This window comes from Pseudomonas sp. GW822-FHT02D10, assembly GCF_058802345.1.
Genome location: NZ_JBXAOB010000020.1, coordinates 46252 through 71924, shown reverse-complemented (window position 1 = coordinate 71924; position 25673 = coordinate 46252). Strand labels below are relative to the sequence as shown.

Here is a 25673-nt window from a genome sequence, read left to right as displayed (position 1 = left end):
GCTGACGTTTGGTGGTGGTCGCCACCAATCGTCAACAGACCCTGGTGCAGACTGATCGACCATCTGCGACTGGCGTGAAAGGCGAAAGTGCGGCAGTCTTAGGCACCTTGAGAAGCTCGAAATTGGGCTTGAAAAATAATTTCAGTGCACAAGTGTACATTCATGTCCCTTGTGCTGTGACTTTCACCACAACGCAATAGTCTATGAGTAGGCTGCCAATTCGAAGCATGAACGCTTCGATCGGCCGGGAAGATTTGCCCCACCTGCCGCATGGGATTATTGAGGAGCTCGCATGACCAAACAAAACGCCTTTACCCGGGAAGACCTGCTGCGCTGCAGTCGCGGTGAGCTGTTCGGCCCTGGTAACGCGCAACTGCCCGCCCCGAACATGCTGATGGTGGATCGCATCACTCATATCAGCGAAGAGGGTGGCAAGTACGGCAAAGGTGAATTGGTCGCCGAGCTGGATATCACTCCAGACCTGTGGTTCTTCGCCTGCCACTTCGAAGGTGACCCGGTGATGCCAGGCTGCCTGGGCCTTGACGCCATGTGGCAGCTGGTTGGTTTCTTCCTCGGCTGGCAAGGCCTGCCGGGCCGCGGCCGCGCCTTGGGTTCGGGCGAAGTGAAATTCTTCGGCCAGGTTCTGCCAACCGCCAAAAAAGTCACCTATAACATCCAGATCAAACGCGTTCTGAAGGGCAAGCTGAACCTGGCCATCGCCGATGGTTCGGTCAGCGTCGACGGCCGCGAGATCTACACCGCCGAAGGCCTTCGGGTCGGCGTATTCACATCCACTGACAACTTCTAAGGGTTATTCGCATGCGCCGCGTCGTTATCACTGGTCTGGGCATCGTTTCGTGCCTGGGCAATGACAAAGAGACCGTCTCCGCTAACCTGCGTGCAAGCCGCCCTGGCATCCGGTTCAACCCGGAATATGCCGAAATGGGTCTGCGTAGCCAGGTTTCCGGCTCCATTGACCTGCCACTCGAAGAGTTGATCGATCGCAAGATCTATCGCTTCGTCGGCCACGCGGCGGCTTACGCCTACCTGGCCATGAAAGACGCCATCACTGACTCCGGCCTGACCGACGAGCAGGTTTCCAACCCGCGCACCGGCCTGATCGCCGGCTCCGGTGGCGCATCGACCCTGAACCAGATGGAAGCGCTGGATATCCTGCGCGAAAAAGGCGTCAAGCGCGTCGGCCCATACCGCGTTACGCGGACCATGAGCAGCACGGTTTCCGCTTGCCTGGCCACCCCCTTCAAGATCAAGGGTCTGAACTACTCCATCGCATCTGCCTGCGCCACCAGTGCTCACTGCATCGGTAACGCCATGGAACAGATCCAGATGGGCAAGCAGGACGTCGTGTTCGCCGGCGGCGGTGAAGAAGAGCATTGGAGCCAATCGTTCCTGTTCGACGCCATGGGCGCACTGTCCAGCCAGTACAACGAGACACCGGAAAAAGCCTCCCGTGCCTACGACGCCAAGCGTGACGGTTTTGTCATCGCCGGCGGTGGCGGCATGGTCGTGGTCGAAGAGCTGGAACACGCTCTGGCCCGTGGCGCGAAGATCTACGCGGAAATCGTCGGCTACGGCGCGACCTCCGACGGCTACGACATGGTCGCTCCAAGCGGCGAAGGCGCCATCCGCTGCATGCAGATGGCCATGTCCACCGTCGACACGCCAATCGACTACCTGAATACCCACGGCACTTCGACTCCGGTCGGCGACGTCGCGGAAATGAAAGGTGTACGTGAAGTCTTCGGCGACAAGGCTCCGGCCATCAGCTCTACCAAGAGCCTGTCCGGTCACTCCCTGGGCGCCGCCGGCGTTCACGAAGCGATCTATTGCATGCTGATGATGGAAGGCAACTTCATGGCAGGTTCTGCCAACATCGAAGAACTGGACCCGGAAGTGGCTGACATGCCGATTCTGACCAAGACTCGCGAAAACGCCACCATCAACACCGTGATGAGCAACAGCTTCGGCTTCGGCGGCACCAACGCCACCCTGGTTCTGAAACGCTGGCAGGGCAAGTAAGCCCCGCCGCTTCGCTGTACATAAAAACGCCCCGACTGGTTCGGGGCGTTTTTTATTGGGCGATCGATAAATCAGTGGAGCGCCTGAATCGCCAGATGTTCTATTACTGCAAGGTCTGTTCCTATGACCTCCAGCGAAGTGACCATCGAGACCCACCTGTCCGAAGGCGCCTTCAGCCAATAGCGGCAAGCGCAGGCTGTGCGGGTTATGCTCAACGGCATCACTCGTACAGCCTGGAATGCACCATGAACAGTCCGCTCGTGATCCGCCCACGCACCGAAGATGTCGAAGGCCAACCAATCTTGCGCCCGCTGCCATCGGCCCAGTGCCGCAGCGTCGGGCCTTTCGTTTTTTTCGATCACATGCTCGAAACCCGCTATCCGGCAGGCAAAGGCATGAATATCCGCCAGCACCCGCACATCGGTCTGTCCACCCTCACCTACCTGTTCGAAGGCGAGCTCCAGCACAAGGACAGCCTGGGCTCTGACCAGATCGTGAAACCGGGTGACGTCAGCTGGATGACGGCTGGCAGTGCGATTGCTCACGTCGAGCGCACACCGAAAGCGCTGTGGGATACCGACTTCAAGATGCACGGTCTGCAAATCTGGCTGGCCTTGCCAAAAGAGCACGAACAGGACCCGGGCCACTACAGTCATTACCCGGCCGCCAGCCTGCCGGCCAGCGATAACCTTGGGGTGAAGATCAGGATGATTGCCGGGAAAGGGTTCTGCCTGGAGTCACCGGTGCCGGTGCTTTCTCCTACGTTGTACGCGGAGCTTGAGCTGAAAACAGCGACGACGTTGCTGATCCCCACCGAGCATGAAGAACGCGCACTTTACGTGCTGGACGGTGACGCCCAACTCAATGGCGAGCCCATTGAGCCGCACTCGCTGGTGGTGTTGCCTGCCGGGGAAGCAATGGACCTGTTCGCCGAAAGCGATTGCCACGCCATGCTGTTCGGCGGCGCGCCGATGGACGGACCGCGACGGATCAACTGGAATTTCGTCGCCAGCGATCCAGCGGTAATCGATGAGGCGCGCAGACGCTGGGCGGCCGGGGATTGGCCGACTGTGCCGGGTGAGAGTGAGCGGATCGAACTGCCCTGAGATCTTCGGCGCCAGTTACATCGCCATCGCGAGCAAGCTCGCTCCCACATTTGACAGAGTCGTACACAATATTAATGGTCGACTCCAAACCACTGTGGGAGCGAGCTTGCTCGCGATGAGGCCAGCCCTGACACTGACGGTGCCAGGTCTAGAGACAGCACTCAGCCGTTGAACACTTCTTCCAGCAAATTATGCATCGACACAAAGGCCCGCCTGGCGGTCCTGGCGTCATACATCATCATGCCCGGCACATTGGCGTGCGGGTCGGTAAAGGAATGCACCGCGCCGCCGTAGCTCAGCAATTGCCAATCCACACCTGCAGCGTTCATTTCAGCTTCGAAGGCCGGCAGCTGCTCTTTCGCAACCAATGGATCGGATGCACCGTGCAACACCAACACCGAGCCTTTGATGTTTTTCGCATCGGCAGGGTTCGGCGTGTCCAGCGTACCGTGGAACGACACTGCCGCTTTGAGCGGCGCGCCGGTACGGGCCAGTTCCAGAGCGCAGCAACCGCCGAAGCAGAAACCGAACGTCGCCAGTTTCAAGGTATCGACCACCGCCTCACTCTGGCTCTGCAAGGCAGTGAATGCCGCCTGCATGCGCTTGCGCAGCAACGCACGATCATTCTTCAACGGCATCATCGCCGCGCCCGCCTCGTCGCTATTCTGCGGACGAATCGCCTGCCCATACAGGTCAGCGATCAATACCACATAACCTTTGGCGGCAACCTCCTGGGCAATCTTCTCGGCCCCGGCGCTGACACCCATCCAGTTCGGCGCCATCAGCAAACCCGGACGCGGGCCTGTGTGGCTGGCATCGAACGCCAGACGACCTTCGTAAGACTGACCATCAACCTGATAAACCACGGAACGCACAGTGACCTGGCTCATGACTAACTCCCGTAAAGAAACGCCAGAATGAAAAAACCCGCCGAAGCGGGTTTTTCTTTAACGCGATTAAACCGACAGTTCAACCAGCAGCTTGTTCAGACGGCGCACATAGGCGGCCGGGTCTTTCAAGCTGTCGCCGGCAGCCAGGGCCGCCTGATCGAAGAGGATGTGCGACAAGTCGCCAAAACGCTCTTCGCTCTGCTCACCGTCGAGTTTTTCGATCAGCGGGTGCGCCGGATTGAATTCGAAGATCGGCTTGGAGTCCGGAACTTTCTGACCGCTGGCTTCGAGGATCTGACGCATTTGCATGCCCAGGTCCTGCTCGCCGATGGCCAGAATCGCCGGGGAATCGGTCAGACGGTGGGAAACCCGCACTTCGCTGACGGTTTCACCCAGAGCCGTCTTGATACGCTCGACCAGGCCTTCTTTGCTCTTGGCGACTTCTTCTGCGGCTTTCTTGTCTTCTGCCGAGTCCAGGTTGCCCAGGTCCAGATCACCGCGTGCCACGTCGACAAAGCTCTTGCCGTCGAAATCGTTGAGGTAGCTCATCAGCCACTCGTCGATACGGTCGGTCAGCAGCAGCACTTCGATGCCTTTCTTGCGGAAGACTTCCAGGTGCGGGCTGTTCTTGACCTGTGCGTAGGTTTCGCCGGTCAGGTAGTAGATCTTGTCCTGACCTTCCTTGGCGCGAGCCAGGTATTCGGCCAGTGCGACCACTTGCTCGCCTTCTTCACCCTGGGTGGAGGCGAAGCGCAGCAGGCCAGCGATTTTTTCTTTGTTGGCGAAATCTTCAGCCGGGCCTTCTTTCATGACCTGACCGAAGTTTTTCCAGAAGCCTTTGTATTGCTCAGGCTCGTTCTTCGCCAGTTTTTCCAGCATGTCCAGAACGCGCTTGGTCAGCGCCGACTTCATCGAATCGATGATCGGGTCTTTCTGCAGGATTTCCCGCGACACGTTCAGCGACAGGTCGTTGGAATCGACCACGCCTTTGATGAAGCGCAGGTACAGCGGCAGGAACGACTCAGCCTGATCCATGACGAACACACGCTGCACGTACAGCTTCAGGCCACGTGGTGCTTCACGCTGATACAGGTCGAACGGAGCACGGGCCGGCACGTAAAGCAGCGAGTTGTACTCCAGCTTGCCTTCGACCTTGTTGTGACTCCAGCTCAGCGGGTTCTCGAAATCGTGAGCGATGTGTTTGTAGAACTCCTGGTATTCCTCATCCTTAACTTCGGTACGCGGACGGGTCCACAAAGCGCTCGCGCGGTTGACGGTTTCCCACTCCTGCGCCGGCTTCTCTTCACCTTCGGCGGCCGTCACTTCTTTCGGCAGTTCGATCGGCAAGGCGATGTGATCGGAGTATTTCTTGATGATGTTGCGCAGACGCCAGCCATCGGCGAACTCGTCTTCAGCAGACTTCAGGTGCAGGACGATGCGCGTACCACGGTCTTCCTTATCAACGGTGGCGACGTCGAATTCGCCTTCGCCCTTGGACGACCAGTGCACGCCTTCGCTGGCAGCGAGGCCGGCACGGCGGCTGAATACGTCAACCTTATCGGCGACGATGAACGCGGAGTAGAAACCTACGCCGAACTGACCGATCAGGTGCGAATCTTTCTTCTGATCGCCGGACAGGTGTTTCATGAAGTCGGCAGTGCCGGATTTGGCGATGGTGCCCAGGTGGGTCACGACATCGTCACGGCTCATGCCGATACCGTTGTCTTCGAGGGTGACGGTTTTCGCGTCCTTGTCGAAGCTCACACGGATTTTCAGTTCGGCGCCACCTTCCAGCAACTCAGGCTTGGACAGGGCTTCGAAACGTAATTTGTCGACAGCGTCGGAGGCGTTGGAGATCAGTTCGCGAAGGAAAATTTCCTTGTTGGAATACAGCGAATGGATCATCAGGTGCAGCAGTTGCTTCACCTCGGTCTGGAAGCCCAGGGTTTCCTTTTGAGTTTCCACGCTCATGGTCATCAAACTCCGATTGGATGGCAGTGGCCGCGCCCGGAAGGGGTGGCGGCGGGATGTCATCAAAGTTGGGGGCTATGACGGGGATTTCAAGGGCTGGGGGTCTCTTCAATCTTGAAATGCGCACGCGCCGTAGCAATCGGCTCGGTCTGAGTGCTCTGCCATGCGGTTATCGCCACGTTGGCGACCCGGCGACCCTGACGGCACACCTGGCATTTGGCGTAGGTGTCGCGAAACTGCCCGGCGCGCAGGTAGTCGAGGGAGAAGTCGATGATCTTCGGTACACCCGGGGAGCCGGTAAAGATCAGCAAATGCAGGGCCGCCGCCAGCTCCATGAAGCCTGCAATCACCCCGCCATGAATCGCCGGCAACAACGGGTTACCAATATTGTCCTTGTTCGCCGGTAGACGAAAAAGCAGCTCATCGCCCAGACGCGAGCACTCGACGCCAATCAGCTTGGCGTAGGGAATCAGGTGCAGCAGCGAGGCGTAATCCCCACGCTCATGAGCCTGCTGTAATTGTTCTTTGAAGTTGTCAGTCATTTCGTACCACCACTGATGACGCCACCAAAACCTTTGGTGCCTTTGACCCCCTTGCCCATGCGCATGAAGGTCCCGACCACATGAGCGATCGGCTTTTCCGGATCATCCTGATAAGCGAATCCGCGCGTGAAAATCACATCGGTCGTCACCCGGTAGCACTGGGCGAAGCCATGCACTTCTTTATGCGGTTCGGCCGGGTGCATGTAGTCGATACGCAGATCCAGGGTCGGGCAAACCTCGAACTCCGGCAAAACGCAGAGTGTGGCCATGCCGCACGCGGTATCCATCAACGAGGTGATGGCGCCACCATGAATCACACCGGTTTGCGGATTACCGACGATCTGCGGGCTGTACGGCAAAGTGATCGTCAGCCCGTCGTTACTGGCGCTGCGCACGCGCAACCCGAGTACCTGGCAATGCCGCAGCGCCGATAGAAACCGCGTCGCGCGCTCGAAAATGGGGTTGTCGGTCATTCGATAAAGGCTCTTTTTAGTGTTGTTGCATAGCAGCAGAGGGACTAAGAAAAAGTTCCCTCCAAGATAAATCTTATATATCTGTAGGTAACGTGGAACTTAATCCGTAGTACAGCGCTCGAAAGGGCAAGTAGATATTTTCCACCAGGAGAAACACCCCATGCGTAAGACTTTAGCTATTGCCTTGATGTTGACCGCTTCCCTCGGCATCGCTGCCTGCGGTAAAAAAACCGAGGACAAAGCTCAAGAAGCCACCCAACCGGCTGCACAAGCCCAGCAAAAAATGAGTGAAGCTCAGGATAAAGTGAGCGACGCTGCGAAAGAAGCCGCCGATGCTGCCAAAGCTCAGGTTGATTCGACCAAAGCAGCTGCTGAACAAGCCGCACCTAAAACCAACTAATCGGTTTTAGTGCTGCAAAAATAAAGCCCGCCAAGTGCGGGCTTTACTTTGCGCGTCGATAAAGCGTTAGAGCAATACCGTGCGCAAGGTCGGGCTAACCATCAGCCCATCTCTTTGATCGCCTCAGGCAATGGTGCCTCTGTTGGGGTATAGACCATTACGTCCAGCACGTCGGAATGAAACTCCCGGCGATACAACACCAGCACTACACCGGCGCTCATCAACATGAACAGCCACGGACTGACGAACCAGGCGAGCATGGTCATGCCGAAGTAATAAGAACGCAGACCAAAGTTGAATTGGTTGGCCGCCATCGAGATCACCCGCGCAGCGCGCGAAGCGAAAGCCTTGCGCTCCTGCTCGGAAACGTGGCGCTCACCGAGCATCGGCGCCGAGCCAATCAGGATCGCCGCGAAGTTGTATTGGCGCATGCACCAACTGAAGGTGAAGAAGGCGTAGACGAACACCAGCGCCAGGCACAGCAGCTTGATCTCCGACATGCCTTGGGAAGCCTGTTGCACCATCGGAATGTCGGCCAACAACGACAGCGCCCGCTCAGAGGAGCCCAGCACGGTGAGAATACCGGCGAGGATGATCAAGGTACTCGAGGCGAAGAATGAGGCGTTACGCTCCAGGTTGCCCACCACGCTGGCATCAGCGATGCGGTTGTCACGCAGCAGCATGCGGCGCATCCAGTCTTCGCGATACAAGTGCAGCACACTGGCCAGGCACGCGGTATCACGGCCCTTCCAGATAGCGTAGCGGGTGTAACCGCCCCAGCAGATGACGAACCAGAGCGCGGCGAGAATGTGGATCAGGTTGGTGTGGATGAACGACATGCAGGTCCTTGTGATGTTTAGGCGCAATACTGAAAACCCGTGGGAGCGGGCTTGCTCGCGAAAGCGGACTTTCAGTCAACATCACTATTGAATGTTATGCCCTCTTCGCGAGCAAGCCCGCTCCCACATTAGATTTGCGCACGCCCAAAAAAATGCCCCATATCGATTGATACGGGGCATTTCTGTTGTTGCTCAAGGCCCGCTTGTGGCGGGCCTTGAAGCTTAAGCCAAGGCTTCGCTGCGCTTGCCCAGCAAACGGTCGCAGGCGAATGCAACAACCAGGGTAAAGACGCATGGCACCAGCCACGCCAGACCTTGCTCAGCCAGCGGCAAGTGCGCCAACTGAGTTGGCATCCAGTCCGCCAGACCCGCGCCCTTGAGGGCGTCGATCATGCCGAACAGGAACGACACCAGCATTACCGGACCGACAATACGGCCCTGCTCAAGCCAGAAGTCTTTGCAGAAGCTCAGCGCCACCAGGACGATGCACGGTGGGTAGATCGCGGTCAGTACCGGGATCGAGAACGCGATGAGCTTGGTCAGGCCAAGGTTCGACACCAGCAGCGAGAACGCGGCCAGGATGATCACCAGTGTCTTGTAAGACAGTGGCAGCACGCGGCTGAAGTACTCGGCGCACGCGCAGGTGAGACCGACTGCCGTCACCAGGCAGGCCAGGGAGATCAGCACCGCGAGGAAACCGCTGCCCAGGGAACCGAACGTGTGTTGCACATAAGCGTGCAATACCGCTGCGCCGTTGGTAGCGCCGACGGCCACTTCATGGCTGCCCGAGCCCAGGCGGAACAGACTCACGTATACCAGCGCCAGACCGACGCCGGCAATCAGCCCGGCGATGATCGCGTAACGAGTGATCAAGGCTGGAGACTCGACGCCACGGGAACGAATGGCGTTGACGATAACGATGCCGAACACCAGTGCGCCAAGGGTATCCATGGTCAGGTAACCATTGATGAATCCCTGGGAGAACGGTGCCGCGACGTACTCAGGCGTCGCGGTGCCGATGTCGCCCGCCGGCAAGGCGAACGCGGCGATGCCGAGCGCGGCCAGTGCGATGATTTTCAGTGGCGCGAGGAAACGGCCAACGGTATCCAGCAGACGACCCGGGTACAGCGAAATGAAGAACACCAGCAGGAAGTACACCGAGCTGTAGAGAAACAGCGCCAGCGGGCTTTCGCCAGTCAGTGGCGCCAGGCCCACTTCGAAAGACACGGTCGCGGTACGCGGGGTGGCGAACAGCGGACCCACAGCGAGGTAGCACGCCGCCGCCAGCACGCCACCGGCGATTTTGCCGATCGGGCTGCTCAAGGCGTCCATGGCGCCACCGACCTTGGCCAGCGCGACAACGGTGATCACCGGCAAACCGACTGCGGTGATCAGAAAGCCCAGCGCCGCCATCCAGACATGAGGCCCGGACTGCAAACCGACGATAGGCGGGAAGATGATGTTGCCAGCCCCGACGAACAGGGCAAACGTCATAAAGCCAAGTGCCAGGATGTCCTGGCCTTTCAACACTTTCATTAAGGAAATACCACACTACTGAATCGGAATTTAGAGAGGGATTTCCCTTAGGGGTGAGGGAAATGCTGTCGGTCCGTATGGGACTGACCCGTTTAGCGCGTAGCGTCCTTGTGGGCAGCAAACGCAAAATGGCGGCTAGCGTAGCGAATTTGCGCGACAAACGCACTGTTACGGGGCGTAACTATCCGATACGCGACATTCCTATGTCGCGTTTTCGCATTGAAATGGTTGTCGACTGTAAGTAAGCCATCGCGAGCAAGCTCGCTCCCACAGGTTTTGTGAACTCTTGAGATTCAATGTGGGGCTTAGCTCGCGATGAGGCCCTCACCGACACCACATAAGCGTCAGAAACGACAAAGGCCACCCGAAGGTGGCCTTTGTTTGGTGAAGCGTAAGGTAAGCGCGAGGCTTACTTCATCGCCCAACCAGTCAGCTCGGACAGAGCCTTGCCGATGTCTGCCAGCGAACGCACGGTTTTAACGCCTGCGTCTTCCAGGGCAGCAAACTTCTCGTCTGCAGTGCCTTTGCCGCCAGAGATGATTGCGCCAGCATGGCCCATGCGCTTGCCCGCAGGGGCAGTCACACCAGCGATGTAGGAAACAACCGGCTTGGTCACGTGTGCCTTGATGTAGGCAGCCGCTTCTTCTTCAGCCGAACCGCCGATCTCACCGATCATCACGATCGCTTCGGTCTTCGGGTCTTCCTGGAACAGTTTCAGGATGTCGATGAAGTTCGAACCCGGGATCGGGTCACCACCGATGCCGACGCAAGTCGACTGACCGAAACCGGCGTCAGTTGTCTGCTTCACAGCTTCGTAGGTCAGGGTGCCGGAACGCGAAACGATACCGACCTTGCCTGGCAAGTGAATGTGACCTGGCATGATGCCGATCTTGCATTCGCCTGGAGTGATCACGCCTGGGCAGTTAGGGCCGATCAGGATCACGCCCAGTTCGTCGCACTTGACCTTGGCATCCAGCATGTCCAGGGTAGGAATGCCTTCAGTGATGCAAACGATCAGCTTGATGCCGCCGAACGCTGCTTCAAGGATCGAGTCCTTGCAGAAAGGAGCCGGAACGTAGATCACGCTGGCGGTGGCGCCAGTGGCTGCTACAGCGTCTTTCACGGTGTTGAAGACAGGCAGGTCCAGGTGAGTGGTGCCGCCTTTGCCTGGAGTTACGCCGCCAACCATCTTGGTGCCGTACTCGATGGCTTGCTGGGTGTGGAAACTACCTTGCGAACCGGTAATACCCTGGCAGATAACTTTGGTGTCTTTATTGATCAGGACGCTCATTATTTGCCCTCCGCAGCTTTAACGACTTGTTGAGCAGCGTCGGTCAGGCTGGTAGCAGCGATGATGTTCAAACCGCTTTCTGCCAGTACTTTAGCGCCCAGCTCAGCATTGTTGCCTTCAAGGCGAACAACAACCGGGATTTTCACGCCGACTTCTTTCACAGCGCCGATGATGCCTTCGGCAATCATGTCGCAGCGAACGATGCCGCCGAAGATGTTGACCAATACTGCAGCGACGTTAGTGTCGGACAGGATGATCTTGAACGCTTCGGTAACGCGTTCTTTGGTAGCACCGCCGCCTACGTCGAGGAAGTTGGCTGGTTTGCCGCCATGCAGGTTGACGATGTCCATGGTACCCATGGCCAGGCCAGCACCGTTGACCATGCAACCGATGTTGCCTTCCAGCGCTACGTAGTTCAGTTCGAACTTGGCAGCGTGCGCTTCGCGCGGATCGTCTTGCGACGGATCATGGAATGTCTTCAGCTTAGGCTGACGGTACATGGCGTTGGCGTCGATGTTGATCTTCGCGTCCAGGCAATGCAGATCGCCGTCAGCCTTGATCACCAGCGGATTCACTTCCAGCAGAGCCAGGTCGTGATCCTTGAACAGCTTGGCCAGACCTACGAAGATCTTGGCGAACTGAGCAACTTGCTTGCCTTCCAGACCCAGCTGGAATGCCAGCTCGCGACCCTGGAATGGCTGAGCGCCAACCAGTGGATCGATAGTGGCCTTGAGGATTTTCTCAGGGGTGTCGTGAGCGATTTTCTCGATGTCCACGCCACCTTCGGTGGAAGCCATGAACACGATGCGACGGCTCGAACGGTCAACGACAGCGCCCAGGTACAGCTCTTTAGCGATATCAGTGCACGATTCAACCAGGATCTTGGTGACTGGCTGACCATTGGCATCAGTCTGGTAAGTCACCAGACGCTTGCCCAACCACTGTTGAGCGAATGCTTTAGCGTCTTCTTTGCTGCGAACCAGCTTGACGCCGCCCGCTTTGCCGCGACCACCAGCGTGAACCTGGGCTTTGACAACCCATTCGGTCCCACCGATTTTGTCGCACGCTTCTGCTGCTGCTTCCGGGGTGTCTACGGCGAAACCCTGGGATACTGGCAGGCCGTACTCAGCGAACAGCTGCTTACCCTGATACTCGTGAAGATTCATGCTTATTACCGTCTTCGTTAGGTACTGCGCATTCGGTGCTGCACTCATTCAAGTGCCGCACCACCTGTGACTGCTGCTCGCGTAGCTGAGCTACGCAAGACTGCGTCCAGCGGATATTCCGCGGTGAGTCTTGCATGCAAGGCTCACGACGGGCCAAACCGCCGTGGTTTCTTATTATCCGCTTAGCGTTTCTTGCGATTGGCAATGTGAATGGCGCCGCCATTCACTGCCAGAGCTGCTTCGTGCAAGGCTTCGGACAGGGTCGGATGGGAGAAAACCATCATGCCCAGGTCTTCGGCGCTCGTGCCGAATTCCATGCCGATTGCACCCTGCTGGACCAGTTCTGCGGCGCTCGGGCCAATCACGTGGACGCCCAATACGCGGTCAGTCTTGGCATCGGCGATAACTTTGACGAAACCACCGGTATCGTTGGCTGCCATGGCACGGCCAGAGGCTGCGAACGGGAAAGTGCCGACGTTAACTTCAACGCCTTCAGCTTTCAAGGCCTGCTCGGTTTTACCGACCCATGCAATTTCCGGGTGAGTATAAATAACCGAAGGGATCAGGTCATAGTTCATCTGGGCTTTGTGGCCCTTGATGCGCTCGACAACCATGATGCCCTCTTCCGAGGCCTTGTGTGCCAGCATCATGCCGCGAACCACGTCGCCGATCGCGTAAACGCCAGGAACGCTGGTAGCGCACTGGTCGTCAACGAAGATGAAGCCACGCTCGTCGATGGTCACGCCGCTATCGGCAGCCAGCAGATCGGTGGTCACTGGACGGCGACCAACGGCTACGATCAGCTTGTCGAACGTGATGGTCTGTTCGCCGTTGGCGTCGGTGTAGGTCACCACGACTTCTTCGCCGTTGACTTTGGAACCGGTAACGCGCGCGCCCAGCTTGATGTCCAGACCTTGTTTGGTCAGGGTCTTCAGCGCTTCTTTGGAAACGGCGGTGTCAGCAGCCATCAGGAACGTGTCCAGGGCTTCCAGGACAGTCACTTGAGCGCCCAGACGGGACCATACCGAACCCAGTTCCAGGCCGATCACGCCAGCGCCGATCACGCCAAGACGTTTTGGAACCGATTGGAACTCCAGAGCGCCAGTCGAATCGACGATGACTTTCTGGTCAACCGGAGCCGGCGGAATGTCGATCGGACGCGAGCCCGAAGCGAGGATCACGTTCTCGGCTTCGATGATTTCGACGCTGCCGTCAGGCTTGGTCAGTTCGACTTTCTTGCCGGCCAGCAGTTTGCCGTGGCCTTGCAGAGAGGTCACGCCGTTGGCCTTGAACAGGGTAGCAACGCCGGAGGTCAGGCCTTTGACGATGTTGGCCTTGCGGCCGACCATTGCTGGCACGTCCATGGTCACGCCAGCGTGGTTGATACCGTGGATCGCGAAGCCGTCTTGCGCTTCGTGGAACTTCCAGGAGCTGTCCAGCAGCGCCTTGGACGGAATGCAGCCGACGTTCAGGCAAGTACCGCCGAGGGCCAGCTTGCCCTCTTTGTCGGTGTATTTCTCGATGCAGGCAGTCGAAAGGCCCAGTTGCGCTGCTTTAATGGCAGCTACGTAACCGCCAGGGCCCGCACCAATCACTACCACGTCGAATTTCTGAGTCATGTGTCATTCCTTCTCGAATCAAACCGGACGATCCCTTTCAGGGGACCGTCGTGGGACGAAGCTGGTCATTACAGATGGGCCGCTCATCGCTGAGCGGCCCGTGCAACGAAATCAGATATCCAGCAGCAGACGAGCCGGGTCTTCCAGCAGGTTCTTGATGGTAACCAGGAAAGTCACAGCTTCTTTGCCGTCGATCAAACGGTGATCGTAGGACAGAGCCAGGTACATCATCGGACGGATAACAACTTGACCGTTGATCGCCATTGGACGCTGCAGAATGTTGTGCATGCCCAGGATAGCCGCTTGCGGCGGGTTGACGATCGGGGTCGACATCATCGAGCCGAATGTACCACCGTTGGTGATAGTGAACGTACCACCGGTCATCTCGTCGATGGTCAGCTTGCCGTCGCGAGCCTTCTTGCCGAAGGTAGCGATGCCGCCTTCGATTTCAGCCAGGCTCATCAGTTCGGCGTTACGCAGAACCGGTACTACCAGGCCACGGTCGCTGGACACGGCAACGCCGACGTCAGCATAGCCGTGATACACGATGTCGCCGCCGTCGATGGAAGCGTTGACTGCCGGGAAGCGTTTCAGCGCTTCGGTGGCCGCTTTCACGAAGAACGACATGAAGCCCAGGCGCACGCCATTGTGGGACTTCTCGAACAGGTCCTTGTACTTCGAACGCAGCGCCATGACTTCAGTCATGTCGACTTCGTTGAAGGTCGTCAGCATCGCCATGTTCGACTGGGCTTCGACCAGGCGCTTGGCCACGGTAGCCCGCACGCGGGTCATCGGTACACGCTTCTCGGTGCGGTCGCCAGCAGCGAACACCGGAGCAGCGGCAGCCGGGGCAGCGGCCTTGGCAGGCGCGGCAGCCGGAGCGGCTTTCTTGGCAGCAACCGCTGCAACCACGTCTTCCTTGGTCACACGACCGCCTTTGCCAGTACCGGCAACGGAAGCGATGTTGATGCCGTTTTCTTCAGCCAGCTTGCGAGCGGCCGGTGCAGCAACAGGATCATCTTCGCCAACAGCGGCCGAAGCAGCAGCCTGTGCAGGCGCAGCAGCGGCAGCCGGAGCGGCGGCAACAGCACCGCCCTCCCCGATGGAGCCCAGGACTTCGTCGGACAGAACGGTGTCGCCTTCGTTCTTGACGATAGCGCCCAGCACGCCATCAGCGGTAGCCAACACTTCCAGTACGACTTTATCGGTTTCGATGTCGACGATCAGTTCGTCGCGCTTGACCGCGTCGCCCGGTTTTTTGTGCCAGGTGGCAACGGTGCCATCGGCAACCGATTCCGGGAAAGTGGGGGCTTTGATCTCGATAGCCATTGTCTGTGGTTCCTTAAATTCGGTTTCAGGTGCGCGAAGGCGTTAAACAGTAAAGGCGTCTTGCAGCAGTTTTTCCTGCTGCTCGGCGTGCATCGATGCATAACCACAAGCAGGTGCAGCAGAAGCGTCACGGCCCGCGTACTCGAGTACGAGAGACTTGTTGTGACCGCCAACGATGCGGCGCATGTGATGCTGGCTGCAGTACCACGCACCCTGGTTCATCGGCTCTTCCTGACACCAAACGATGTGTTTGAGGTTGGAATAAGGAGCCAGGACTTCAATCAAGTCGTCCTCAGGGAATGGGTACAGCTGCTCAAGACGCACGATGGCGATGTCGTCACGACCTTCGGCACGGCGTTTTTCCAGCAGGTCGTAGTAGACCTTGCCGCTACACAGCACGAGACGAGTGACCTTTTTCGGATCATGCGCATCGATTTCCGGAATAACGGTCTGGAACGAACCTTCGGCCAGATCTTCCAGGGTCGAGATGGCCAGTTTGTGACGCAGCAGCGACTTCGGAGTCAGGACTACCAGCGGTTTGCGCAGCGGGCGAATCACCTGACGACGCAGCAAGTGGTAGATCTGAGCCGGCGTAGTCGGTACGCACACCTGAATGTTGTGCTCGGCGCACAGCTGCAGGTAACGCTCCAGACGAGCCGACGAGTGCTCCGGACCCTGACCTTCATAACCGTGTGGCAGCAACATGGTCAGACCGCACAGACGGCCCCACTTGTGCTCACCGCTGGTGATGAACTGGTCGATAACCACTTGGGCACCGTTGGCGAAATCGCCGAACTGGGCTTCCCAGATCACCAGCGCGTCAGGCGTGGTGGTGGAGTAGCCGTATTCGAACGCCAGTACGGCTTCTTCGGACAGGAACGAATCGTACAGATCGAAACGTGGCTGGCCTTCGTACAGGTGTTGCAACGGGATGTAGGTGCCCGCGTCTTTCTGGTTGTGCAATACCGCATGACGGTGCGAGAACGTACCGCGGCCGATGTCCTGGCCGGTCATGCGAATCGGGTGACCTTCGAACGCCAGGGTCGCGTACGCCATGGTTTCGGCGTAACCCCAGTTGATCGGCAGGCCGCCGGCTTGCATTTTCTGACGGTCTTCGTAGATCTTCGCGACCTGACGCTGAACCACGAAACCTTCCGGGATTTCCAGCAGTTTGGCGGACAGCTCTTGCAGGGTCTTGAGATCGAACGTGGTGTCGTGACGCGCAGTCCAGGCGTGGCCCAGGTACGGACGCCAGTCGACGAACAGCTCTTTGTTCGGCTCCTTGACCAGGCTTTTCACTACGTGCAGACCGTTGTCCAGCGCGTTGCGGTATTCGTCGACTTTCGCCTGAACACGTGCAGCGTCAAGCACACCGCTCTGGGTCAGACGATCGGCATACAGTTCACGAGTGGTGCGCTGCTTGGTGATCTGCTGATACATCAGAGGCTGGGTGCCGCTTGGCTCGTCGGCCTCGTTGTGGCCGCGACGACGGTAGCAGACCAGGTCGATCACTACGTCACGCTTGAACTGCATGCGGTAGTCGATGGCCAGTTGGGTTACGAACAATACGGCTTCTGGATCATCACCATTCACATGGAGGATCGGCGCCTGGATCATTTTCGCAACGTCGGTGGCGTACTCGGTGGAGCGAGAGTCTTCCGGGTTGCTGATGGTGAAGCCAACCTGGTTGTTGATCACGATGTGAATGGTACCACCGGTCCGGAAGCCGCGGGTCTGCGACATCTGGAAGGTTTCCATGACCACGCCTTGACCGGCGAATGCCGCGTCACCGTGGAGGGAAATCGGCAGGACCTTCTCACCGGTCGGATCGTTACGACGATCCTGACGGGCACGGACCGAACCCTCGACCACTGGCGAAACGATTTCCAGGTGGGACGGGTTGAAGGCCATGGCCAGGTGGACTTCGCCGCCTGCGGTCATCACGTTGGAGGAGAAGCCCTGGTGGTATTTAACGTCACCGGAACCCAGCTCGACCTTCTTCTTGCCTTCGAACTCGTCGAACAGCTCGCGCGGGTTCTTGCCGAAGGTGTTGACCAGCACGTTCAGACGGCCACGGTGGGCCATGCCGATGACGATTTCCTTGGTGCCGTAGGAACCGGAGCGCTGGATCAGCTCGTCAAGCATCGGAATCAGGCTCTCGCCGCCTTCCAGGCCGAAACGCTTGGTGCCCGGGTATTTGGTACCCAGGTATTTTTCCAGACCTTCGCCTGCGGTGACGCGCTCGAGCAGGTGGCTCTTGATATCGGCCGAATACACCGGACGGCCACGCACGCCTTCCAGGCGCTGCTGGAACCACTGGCGCTGCTCGGAATCGACGATGTGCGTAAATTCAGCGCCGATGGTGCGGCAATATGTCTGCTGCAACGCTTCGTGAATTTCGCGTAGGCTCGCTTCCTCTTTGCCGATGAACAGGTCGCCGGCACGGAAGGTCGTATCAAGATCGGCATTGGTCAAGCCGTAATGATTGATCGACAGGTCTGCAGGTGCAGAACGCTGCCACAGCCCCAGCGGGTCAAGCTGGGCTGCCTGGTGGCCACGCATACGGTAGGCCTGGATCAGTCGCAGTACTTCAACTTGCTTCTTCTCGTGCTCACTGCTCACGCTGCCGGCGGAAACCGGTTGAGCGCGGCGCTGGTTCTTTGCCAGCAGCACGAAATGATCGCGAATCGTCGAATGCGAAACATCGGTGGCAGCGTTGCCGTCAGCGGGCAACGTCTGAAATTTGGTGCGCCATTCTTCTGGCACAGCGTTAGGGTCGTGCAGGTAGAGCTCATAAAGCTCTTCCACATAGGCAGCGTTACCACCTGAAAGATAGCCGCTGTTCCACATGCGCTGCATCACGCTTTCTTGCATGCTTGGTCACCCTCGGTTAGGGGAACACCATCGGCGAAGACACCGAGCAAGCTTGCAGAAGTCCGAGTGCAACGACCAAAACAAGCCACTTAGGATCACGCTGATAGTCCGGGTACCAGCCCGGATGCCCCTGCTTGTCTCATTTCTTCAAAATAAGAGCCGTAGCCTTATGGGCTGCTGCTCTGGTTATAGCTACGACGCGGGTTGAAGCCCGCGCCTTAGCCTCTACGGGTACAGCGGTCCTACGGGTACAACAGCTGAATCACACGCCGCTTTGCAGCAGCATGTTACGTATGTGACCGATGGCCTTAGTCGGGTTCAGGCCTTTCGGACAAACGTTGACGCAGTTCATGATCCCGCGGCAGCGGAATACGCTGAACGGGTCATCCAGCGAAGCCAGACGCTCGGAAGTCTTGGTGTCGCGGCTGTCTGCCAGGAAGCGGTAGGCTTGCAGCAGAGCAGCTGGACCCAGGAACTTGTCCGGGTTCCACCAGAAGGACGGGCAAGAGGTCGAGCAGCAAGCGCACAGGATGCACTCGTACAGACCGTCGAGCTTTTCACGCTCTTCAGGAGTCTGCAGACGCTCGATGGCCGGAGCCGGCGTGTCGTTCTGCAGGAAAGGCTTAACCTTCTCGTATTGCTTGTAGAAGATGCTCATATCGACGACCAGGTCACGGATAACCGGCAAACCTGGCAGAGGACGAACGATCAGCTTGTTACCTTTTACAACAGCAGACAGCGGCGTGACGCAGGCCAGGCCGTTTTTGCCGTTGATGTTCATGCCGTCGGAACCGCAGACGCCTTCACGGCAAGAGCGACGATAGGAGAAACCCTCGTCCTGCTCTTTGATCAGGGCCAGCACGTCCAGCACCATCAGGTCTTTACCACCGGTGTCGACCTGGAATTCCTGCATGAACGGCGTAGCGTCCTGATCAGGGTTGTAGCGATAAACACTGACTTGCAACATGGTGGCCACCCTTAATAAGTCCGAATCATTGGTTCAAAGGTCGGGACTGTTTTTGGCGAGAAGTTCACGGCACGCTTGGCAACGCGTTTCTCACCAGGGAAGTACAGGGTGTGGCACAGCCAGTTGACGTCGTCGCGATCTTCGAAGTCTTCACGGGCGTGAGCGCCGCGGGACTCTTTACGGATCTCTGCGGCGATGGCGGTAGCTTCGGCCACTTCCAGCAGGTTTTGCAGCTCAAGCGCTTCGATACGAGCGGTGTTGAACGCCTGGCTCTTGTCGTTGATCTTGACGTTGGCGATACGGCCACGCAGATCAGCCAGCTGGGCAATACCCTTCTGCATGTATTCGCCGGTACGGAATACACCGAAGTAGTTCTGCATGCAGCTTTGCAGCTCTTTACGCAGGGTCGCTACGTCTTCGCCTTCGGTACGCGAGTTCAGGCCATCGAGACGCGCCAGGGCAGCGTCGATGTCGGACTGGCGAGCGCGAGTGTAGTCAACGCCTTCTTTCAGGGTCTGTTCCAGGAACAGGCCGGCGGCACGACCGAATACCACCAGGTCGAGCAGCGAGTTGCCGCCCAGACGGTTGGCACCGTGAACCGATACGCAGGCCACTTCACCGACCGCGAACAGACCCGGGATGATCTGGTCGACGCCGTCGGCGTCCTGTGTGATCGCCTGGCCATGAATGTTGGTGGCAACGCCGCCCATCATGTAGTGGCAGGTTGGAACCACTGGAACCGGAGCAACTACCGGGTCAACGTGGGCGAAAGTCTTGGACAGTTCGCAGATCCCTGGCAGACGGCTGTGCAGAACTTCCTCACCGAGGTGATCGAGTTTCAGCATTACGTGGTCGCCATCCGGACCGCAACCATTGCCGGCGATGATTTCTTTAACCATCGAACGGGCAACAACGTCACGACCGGCAAGGTCTTTGGCGTTCGGAGCATAACGCTCCATGAAACGCTCGCCGTGCTTGTTGATCAGGTAACCGCCTTCACCGCGGCAGCCTTCAGTAACCAGTACACCGGCGCCGGCGATACCGGTCGGGTGGAACTGCCACATTTCGATGTCTTGTACCGGCACGCCAGCACGCAGAGCCATGCCGACGCCGTCACCGGTGTTGATCAGGGCGTTGGTGGTGGACGAGTAGATACGACCTGCACCGCCGGTCGCCAGTACGGTGGCGTTAGCTCGAACGTAGGAAGTTTCGCCGGTTTCGATGCAGATCACGATCATGCCGACAAAGGCACCATCTTCGTTCTTCACCAGGTCGACGCCGTAGTATTCGTTGAGGAATACAGTGCCGGCCTTGAGATTGGCCTGGTACAGGGTGTGCAGCAGTGCGTGACCGGTACGGTCGGCAGCAGCGCAGGTACGGGCAGCCTGGCCACCTTTACCGAAGTCTTTCGACTGACCGCCGAACGGACGCTGGTAGATGCGGCCCTGTTCGGTACGGGAGAACGGCAAGCCCATGTGCTCGAGCTCGAAGACCGCTTCCGGACCTACGGAGCACATGTATTCGATAGCGTCCTGGTCACCGATGTAGTCGGAACCCTTGACGGTATCGTACATGTGCCAGCGCCAGTCATCGTTCGGGTCAGCGGACGCGATGGCGCAGGTGATGCCACCCTGTGCGGATACGGTGTGCGAACGAGTCGGGAAAACCTTGGTGATAACGGCAGTCTTGTGACCGCCCTGTGCCAGTTGCAGCGCAGCGCGCATGCCAGCACCGCCGCCACCAATGATGATGGCGTCGAACGAAAGCGTATTTACTGAGTTAGACATGAATCAGATACCCCAGAGAATCTGCACACCCCAGACGAAGTAAGCGAACATCGCGACGCCGCATACTGCCTGGAAAAGGAAACGTACTGCAGTCGCAGACTTGCCCAGCGCCATTGGCGTCAGGTAGTCGGTCGCGATGGTCCACATGCCGACCCAGGCGTGAGCGCCAAGGGCAACCAGGGCCAGCAGACTGAAGATGCGCATCCCGTTGTTTGCGAACAGCAAGTGCCATTGGGCGTAGCCAAGGCCAGGGTTCGCAACGAGGTATCCGATCAGGAAAATGAAATAAGCCGCGAGAACGACCGCAGACACACGCTGTGCCATCCAGTCATAGAGGCCCGAACGCGATAGGTTCGTAACGCTGGTTACCATATCCAAACTCCCGCCAGAACGATCATCACCACGGAAACGGCAATGACGATTTTCGAGCCCAGCGTGCCGCCTTCCAGCGTCTCACCGATGCCCATGTCCATGATCAGATGGCGTACACCGGCCACCATGTGATACAGCAAGGCGGACAACAGGCCCCATGCTACGAACTTGGCCAGCGGACTGGTCAAGCATGCCTTCACCCCGGCAAAACCTTCCTCGGAACCCAGGGATTTGCTCAATGCATACAGCATGAAGCCAAGGCCCAGGAAGAGGATGATGCCGGAAACACGGTGAAGAAACGACGTAACGCCGGTGATGGGGAGTTTGATGGTCCTTAGGTCTAGGTTTACAGGTCGTTGGCTTTTCACGGCTTTTTTTTCACACTGAAGAGCCCCTAACAATCAGGGCAAAGTTGTTGGGGAGTGCACTGGTCAGGTAACCACCACCCAGGGATGCGACCCCCAATAAAGCAGGCCCAAAAGCCCCTGGCGGTCGGTGGCCGAGTATAGACAGTTAGGCTACTAATGACAACGCAAACACCTTCCCCTAATAGCTCATTGCGCAAGCGGGATAAAAGGCGTAAATGGCAGTCAATTTCGAGGAAAAAGTTCCGTTAAAGCCTTCTGGAGCAAGACTTTAGTCAAATTGACATTCGAATTTATCTCACTATAGTGGTGCGGGCCCTGCGTGGGGGGTCTGTCTGATGATTTCAAGCATAAATAGGAGGCCACATGGCTGACAAAAAAGCGCAGTTGATCATCGAGGGCGCAGCCCCCGTCGAGCTGCCCATTTTAACCGGCACCGTTGGTCCCGATGTAATCGACGTTCGGGGCCTGACGGCCACGGGCCGTTTCACGTTTGACCCGGGTTTCATGTCGACCGCCTCTTGCGAGTCGAAGATTACCTATATCGACGGCGACAACGGCATTCTGCTACACCGCGGCTACCCGATCGAGCAACTTGCCGAGAAGTCGGACTACCTGGAAACCTGCTATCTGCTGCTCAACGGCGAACTGCCGACCGCAGAGCAAAAGGCCCAGTTCGTCAGCACCGTCAAGAACCACACCATGGTTCATGAACAGCTGAAGACCTTCTTTAACGGCTTCCGTCGCGACGCCCACCCAATGGCCGTCATGTGCGGTGTAGTCGGTGCCCTTTCGGCCTTCTACCACGACTCCCTGGACATCAATAACCCGCAGCATCGCGAAATCTCCGCGATCCGTCTGGTTGCCAAGATGCCAACCCTGGCAGCGATGGTTTACAAGTACTCCATGGGTCAACCCATGATGTACCCGCGCAACGACCTGTCGTACGCGGAAAACTTCCTGCACATGATGTTCAACACCCCGTGCGAGATCAAACCGATCAGCCCGGTACTCGCCAAGGCCATGGACCGGATCTTCATCCTCCATGCCGACCACGAGCAGAACGCATCGACCTCCACCGTACGTCTGGCAGGCTCGTCGGGTGCCAACCCGTTCGCCTGTATCGCTGCCGGTATCGCTGCACTCTGGGGCCCGGCTCACGGCGGCGCCAACGAAGCCGTGCTGACCATGCTCGACGAAATTGGCGATGTCTCGAACATCGACAAGTTCATCGCCAAGGCCAAGGACAAGAACGATCCGTTCAAACTGATGGGCTTCGGTCACCGGGTTTACAAAAACCGCGACCCACGCGCTACCGTCATGAAAAAGACCTGCGACGAAGTCCTCAAGGAACTGGGCATCCAGAACGATCCGCAACTCGAACTGGCCATGCGCCTGGAAGAGATCGCCCTCACCGACCCGTACTTCATCGAGCGCTCGCTGTACCCGAACGTCGACTTCTACTCGGGGATCATCCTCAAGGCGATCGGCATTCCAACCAGCATGTTCACCGTGATCTTCGCCCTGGCGCGGACCGTCGGCTGGATCTCCCACTGGAAAGAAATGCTCTCCAGCCCGTACAAGATTGGCCGCCCGCGCCAGCTGTACACCGGCTACGAGTCGCGTGACATCACCCGGCTTGAAGACCGCAAATAAGACCTGTCTTGCGATAACGTCTTGGCTGCACCGGAAACGGCCTCTGCCTCTGATACAAGAGCAGAGGCCGTTTTTGTTTGTGCTTCCCCGTCCTCCCCCCCCTTAAATACTGTGGTGACTGGCCTGCCGCCATCGCGAGCAAGCTCGCTCCCACAGGGATTGTGTGAACACCGGAGATCCACTGTGGGAGCGAGCTTGCTCCGGGCGGCGATCCGACGATGGCATTCGACCGGACAACACCCCCTCAAACCCTACCCAAACAAAAATGCCCCGATCTCTCGACCGGGGCATTTCTGTTTAACGCAGCTTATATATAGACGCTTATACAACTCTATACGTTAGTGCGACACCGCCCCACTCGCCCCCAACCCCGTCTGCGAGCGAACGAACTGCGGGAAGAACAGCGCCCGCTCATTGTCAGCCGCAGCGGATTTGTCAGTGATGGAGAAGAACCAGATCCCGACAAAGGCAATGGCCATCGAGAACAGCGCCGGGTACTCATACGGGAAAATCGCCTTCTCGTGCCCCATGATCTGCACCCAAATGGTTGGACCGAGGACCATCAAACCTACCGCACTGACCAGCCCCATCCAGCCGCCGACCATCGCACCGCGCGTGGTGAGCTTCTTCCAGTACATGGAAAGCAGCAGCACCGGGAAGTTGCAGCTGGCAGCGATCGAGAACGCCAGACCCACCATGAACGCGATGTTCTGGCTTTCGAACAGGATGCCCAGAATAATCGCCAACACGCCCAAGGCAATGGTGGTGATCTTCGAAACACGGATCTCGTCCCTCTCGTTAGCCTTGCCCTTCTTGATCACACTGGCGTACAGGTCGTGAGACACCGCCGTGGCCCCGGCCAGGGTCAGACCGGCAACCACCGCCAGAATGGTGGCGAATGCCACTGCCGAGATGAAACCGAGGAACAGGCTGCCACCCACCGCGTCAGCCAAGTGCACTGCCGCCATGTTGTTACCGCCCAACAACGCTCCAGCAGCGTCTTTGAAGACAGGGTTGGTGCTGACCAGCAGGATCGCGCCGAAGCCGATGATAAAGGTCAGGATGTAAAAGTAACCGATGAAGCCAGTGGCATATAGCACGCTCTTGCGAGCTTCTTTTGCGTCACTGACGGTGAAGAAGCGCATCAGAATATGTGGCAGACCAGCGGTACCGAACATCAACGCCAGGCCAAGGGAGAATGCCGAGACCGGATCCTTCACCAAGCCGCCGGGGCTCATGATCGCTTCACCTTTAGGGTGAACCTTGATCGCCTCGGAGAACAGCGTGTTGAAGTCGAAGTTGACGTGCTTCATCACCATCAGCGCCATGAACGAGGCACCGGACAACAACAGCACGGCCTTGATGATCTGTACCCAGGTGGTCGCCAGCATGCCGCCGAACAACACATAGAGGCACATCAGGATCCCCACCAGAATCACCGCAACATAGTAATCAAGACCGAACAGCAGCTGGATCAGCTTGCCGGCACCGACCATTTGCGCGATCAGGTAGAACGCCACCACCACCAGTGAACCGCAGGCCGACAGCGTGCGAATCTGGGTTTGCCCAAGGCGGTAGGACGCCACGTCGGCAAAGGTGTACTTGCCCAGGTTACGCAGACGCTCGGCGATCAGGAACAGAATGATCGGCCAGCCCACCAGGAAGCCGATCGAATAAATCAGACCATCGTAGCCAGACGCAAACACCAGCGCGGAAATCCCCAGGAAGGACGCCGCCGACATGTAGTCACCGGCAATCGCCAGACCGTTCTGCAAACCGGTGATCTTGCCGCCTGCCGCATAGTAGTCGGCCGCCGACTTGTTGTGCTTGGAGGCCCAGTAAGTGATGCACAGCGTTGCGCCGACAAACACCACGAACATCAGGATCGCCGAAACGTTGAGCGGTTGTTTTTGCACTGCGCCGGTGAGCGCCTCGGCAGCCCAAACTGCCGGTGCGAAGGCTGCAATGCCTAAAGCTGCCAATAGACGCCGGATCATTGCTGAGCCTCCTTGAGAATCGCATTGTTCAGGTCATCGAATTCGCCATTGGCGCGTCGTACGTAGATAGCCGTCAGGACAAAGGCCGACACAATCAGCCCTACCCCAATGGGTATGCCCCAGGTAATCGATGACCCAGGGCTGATCTTCGCCCCCAGTAAATGCGGCCCGTAAGCAATCAGCAGAATGAAACCGGAGTACAGCCCAAGCATGATTGCCGAGAGAATCCAGGCGAACCTTTCCCTTTTACGAACCAGCTCCTTGAAGCGCGGGCTGTTTTGAATCGAGAGGTAAATGCTGTCGTTCATTGTTTTTATCCTCGCAGCACAGATTTAGTTGGAACGTATCCACTCTATGCGGCTGAAGGTGAGGTTCCAGACGACCTTAGTATTAGAACGACCTGACCCTTTCGCCAATGTTGAGCCAATAAAAAAACAACGGTAATACGCCGTT

The 25673-nt window shown here is 58.0% G+C and carries 22 protein-coding genes; 5 read left to right on the top strand and 17 right to left on the bottom strand.

Annotated features, from left to right (window positions below):
* Positions 1-292 precede the first annotated feature (292 nt).
* The 3 genes from fabA to AC1RPZ_RS24520 all read left to right on the top strand — a co-directional run bounded on the left by fabA (position 293) and on the right by AC1RPZ_RS24520 (position 3146).
* The gene (fabA, locus tag AC1RPZ_RS24530; protein WP_010211704.1) at positions 293-808 is read left to right on the top strand and encodes a 3-hydroxyacyl-[acyl-carrier-protein] dehydratase FabA; all 516 of its coding nucleotides are present in this window, start codon (positions 293-295) and stop codon (positions 806-808) included.
* 11 nt (positions 809-819) lie between these two features.
* Entirely contained in the window at positions 820-2040 is a 1221-nt protein-coding gene (gene fabB, locus AC1RPZ_RS24525) for a beta-ketoacyl-ACP synthase I (RefSeq protein WP_493140108.1), read from the top strand.
* 245 nt (positions 2041-2285) lie between these two features.
* Complete coding sequence (locus tag AC1RPZ_RS24520; RefSeq protein ID WP_493140107.1) at positions 2286-3146, top strand: pirin family protein; 861 nt, start codon at positions 2286-2288, stop codon at positions 3144-3146.
* A 161-nt stretch (positions 3147-3307) separates the two neighbouring features.
* Here the strand turns inward: AC1RPZ_RS24520 and AC1RPZ_RS24515 are convergent, their stop codons facing one another.
* The 4 genes from AC1RPZ_RS24515 to AC1RPZ_RS24500 form a co-directional block, all read right to left on the bottom strand.
* A complete protein-coding gene (locus AC1RPZ_RS24515) occupies positions 3308-4036 on the bottom strand; it encodes a dienelactone hydrolase family protein (protein WP_493140106.1) in 729 nt (242 codons plus the stop codon).
* Positions 4037-4102: 66 nt separating this feature from the next.
* Complete coding sequence (gene htpG / locus AC1RPZ_RS24510; protein WP_493140104.1) at positions 4103-6007, bottom strand: molecular chaperone HtpG; 1905 nt, start codon at positions 6005-6007, stop codon at positions 4103-4105.
* 89 nt (positions 6008-6096) lie between these two features.
* A complete protein-coding gene (locus AC1RPZ_RS24505; protein ID WP_493140102.1) occupies positions 6097-6549 on the bottom strand; it encodes a PaaI family thioesterase in 453 nt (150 codons plus the stop codon).
* Positions 6546-7022: a PaaI family thioesterase gene (locus AC1RPZ_RS24500; RefSeq protein ID WP_493140100.1), complete on the bottom strand. Its 477-nt coding sequence runs from the start codon at positions 7020-7022 to the stop codon at positions 6546-6548. The genes AC1RPZ_RS24505 and AC1RPZ_RS24500 overlap by 4 nt, the downstream gene beginning before the upstream one ends.
* A gap of 160 nt (positions 7023-7182) precedes the next feature.
* On the opposite strand from AC1RPZ_RS24500, the gene AC1RPZ_RS24495 reads away from it, so the two are divergent.
* Positions 7183-7422, top strand: coding sequence for a hypothetical protein (locus AC1RPZ_RS24495; RefSeq protein ID WP_493140098.1), 240 nt, complete (start codon positions 7183-7185; stop codon positions 7420-7422).
* 101 nt (positions 7423-7523) lie between these two features.
* Here AC1RPZ_RS24495 and AC1RPZ_RS24490 read toward each other — a convergent pair whose 3' ends face one another.
* The 11 genes from AC1RPZ_RS24490 to sdhC all read right to left on the bottom strand — a co-directional run bounded on the left by AC1RPZ_RS24490 (position 7524) and on the right by sdhC (position 21570).
* Complete coding sequence (locus AC1RPZ_RS24490) at positions 7524-8261, bottom strand: DUF599 domain-containing protein (RefSeq protein WP_493140096.1); 738 nt, start codon at positions 8259-8261, stop codon at positions 7524-7526.
* Positions 8262-8483: 222 nt separating this feature from the next.
* Positions 8484-9797, bottom strand: a complete 1314-nt coding sequence (gene brnQ / locus AC1RPZ_RS24485; RefSeq protein ID WP_493140094.1) for a branched-chain amino acid transport system II carrier protein — start codon at positions 9795-9797, stop codon at positions 8484-8486.
* Positions 9798-10206: 409 nt separating this feature from the next.
* Positions 10207-11088 carry a succinate--CoA ligase subunit alpha gene (gene sucD / locus AC1RPZ_RS24480; protein WP_123423265.1) on the bottom strand — a complete coding sequence of 294 codons (882 nt, stop codon included), beginning with the start codon at positions 11086-11088 and terminating at the stop codon, positions 10207-10209.
* The gene (sucC, locus tag AC1RPZ_RS24475; RefSeq protein ID WP_008148602.1) at positions 11088-12254 is read right to left on the bottom strand and encodes an ADP-forming succinate--CoA ligase subunit beta; all 1167 of its coding nucleotides are present in this window, start codon (positions 12252-12254) and stop codon (positions 11088-11090) included. The genes sucD and sucC overlap by 1 nt, the downstream gene beginning before the upstream one ends.
* A 182-nt stretch (positions 12255-12436) precedes the next feature.
* Complete coding sequence (lpdA, locus tag AC1RPZ_RS24470) at positions 12437-13873, bottom strand: dihydrolipoyl dehydrogenase (RefSeq protein WP_019692318.1); 1437 nt, start codon at positions 13871-13873, stop codon at positions 12437-12439.
* Between the two features lie 111 nt (positions 13874-13984).
* The gene (gene odhB, locus AC1RPZ_RS24465; RefSeq protein WP_493140092.1) at positions 13985-15202 is read right to left on the bottom strand and encodes a 2-oxoglutarate dehydrogenase complex dihydrolipoyllysine-residue succinyltransferase; all 1218 of its coding nucleotides are present in this window, start codon (positions 15200-15202) and stop codon (positions 13985-13987) included.
* 42 nt (positions 15203-15244) lie between these two features.
* The gene (locus AC1RPZ_RS24460) at positions 15245-18076 is read right to left on the bottom strand and encodes a 2-oxoglutarate dehydrogenase E1 component (RefSeq protein WP_493140090.1); all 2832 of its coding nucleotides are present in this window, start codon (positions 18074-18076) and stop codon (positions 15245-15247) included.
* 262 nt (positions 18077-18338) lie between these two features.
* On the bottom strand, positions 18339-19043 hold the full coding sequence (locus AC1RPZ_RS24455; RefSeq protein ID WP_493140088.1) for a succinate dehydrogenase iron-sulfur subunit: 705 nt from the start codon (positions 19041-19043) through the stop codon (positions 18339-18341).
* A gap of 11 nt (positions 19044-19054) precedes the next feature.
* Positions 19055-20830 carry a succinate dehydrogenase flavoprotein subunit gene (sdhA, locus tag AC1RPZ_RS24450; protein ID WP_493140086.1) on the bottom strand — a complete coding sequence of 592 codons (1776 nt, stop codon included), beginning with the start codon at positions 20828-20830 and terminating at the stop codon, positions 19055-19057.
* A 3-nt stretch (positions 20831-20833) separates the two neighbouring features.
* Complete coding sequence (gene sdhD, locus AC1RPZ_RS24445) at positions 20834-21202, bottom strand: succinate dehydrogenase, hydrophobic membrane anchor protein (protein WP_493140084.1); 369 nt, start codon at positions 21200-21202, stop codon at positions 20834-20836.
* Positions 21196-21570, bottom strand: coding sequence for a succinate dehydrogenase, cytochrome b556 subunit (gene sdhC / locus AC1RPZ_RS24440; protein ID WP_493140083.1), 375 nt, complete (start codon positions 21568-21570; stop codon positions 21196-21198). Before sdhC ends, sdhD begins: the two co-directional genes overlap by 7 nt.
* A gap of 363 nt (positions 21571-21933) precedes the next feature.
* On the opposite strand from sdhC, the gene gltA reads away from it, so the two are divergent.
* Positions 21934-23223: a citrate synthase gene (gene gltA, locus AC1RPZ_RS24435; protein ID WP_019692325.1), complete on the top strand. Its 1290-nt coding sequence runs from the start codon at positions 21934-21936 to the stop codon at positions 23221-23223.
* Between the two features lie 338 nt (positions 23224-23561).
* On the opposite strand, the gene AC1RPZ_RS24430 is transcribed toward gltA, so the two are convergent.
* Both AC1RPZ_RS24430 and AC1RPZ_RS24425 read right to left on the bottom strand, forming a co-directional pair.
* Entirely contained in the window at positions 23562-25220 is a 1659-nt protein-coding gene (locus AC1RPZ_RS24430) for a cation acetate symporter (RefSeq protein ID WP_493140081.1), read from the bottom strand.
* A complete protein-coding gene (locus tag AC1RPZ_RS24425) occupies positions 25217-25528 on the bottom strand; it encodes a DUF485 domain-containing protein (protein WP_401115293.1) in 312 nt (103 codons plus the stop codon). The genes AC1RPZ_RS24430 and AC1RPZ_RS24425 overlap by 4 nt, the downstream gene beginning before the upstream one ends.
* Positions 25529-25673 lie beyond the last annotated feature (145 nt).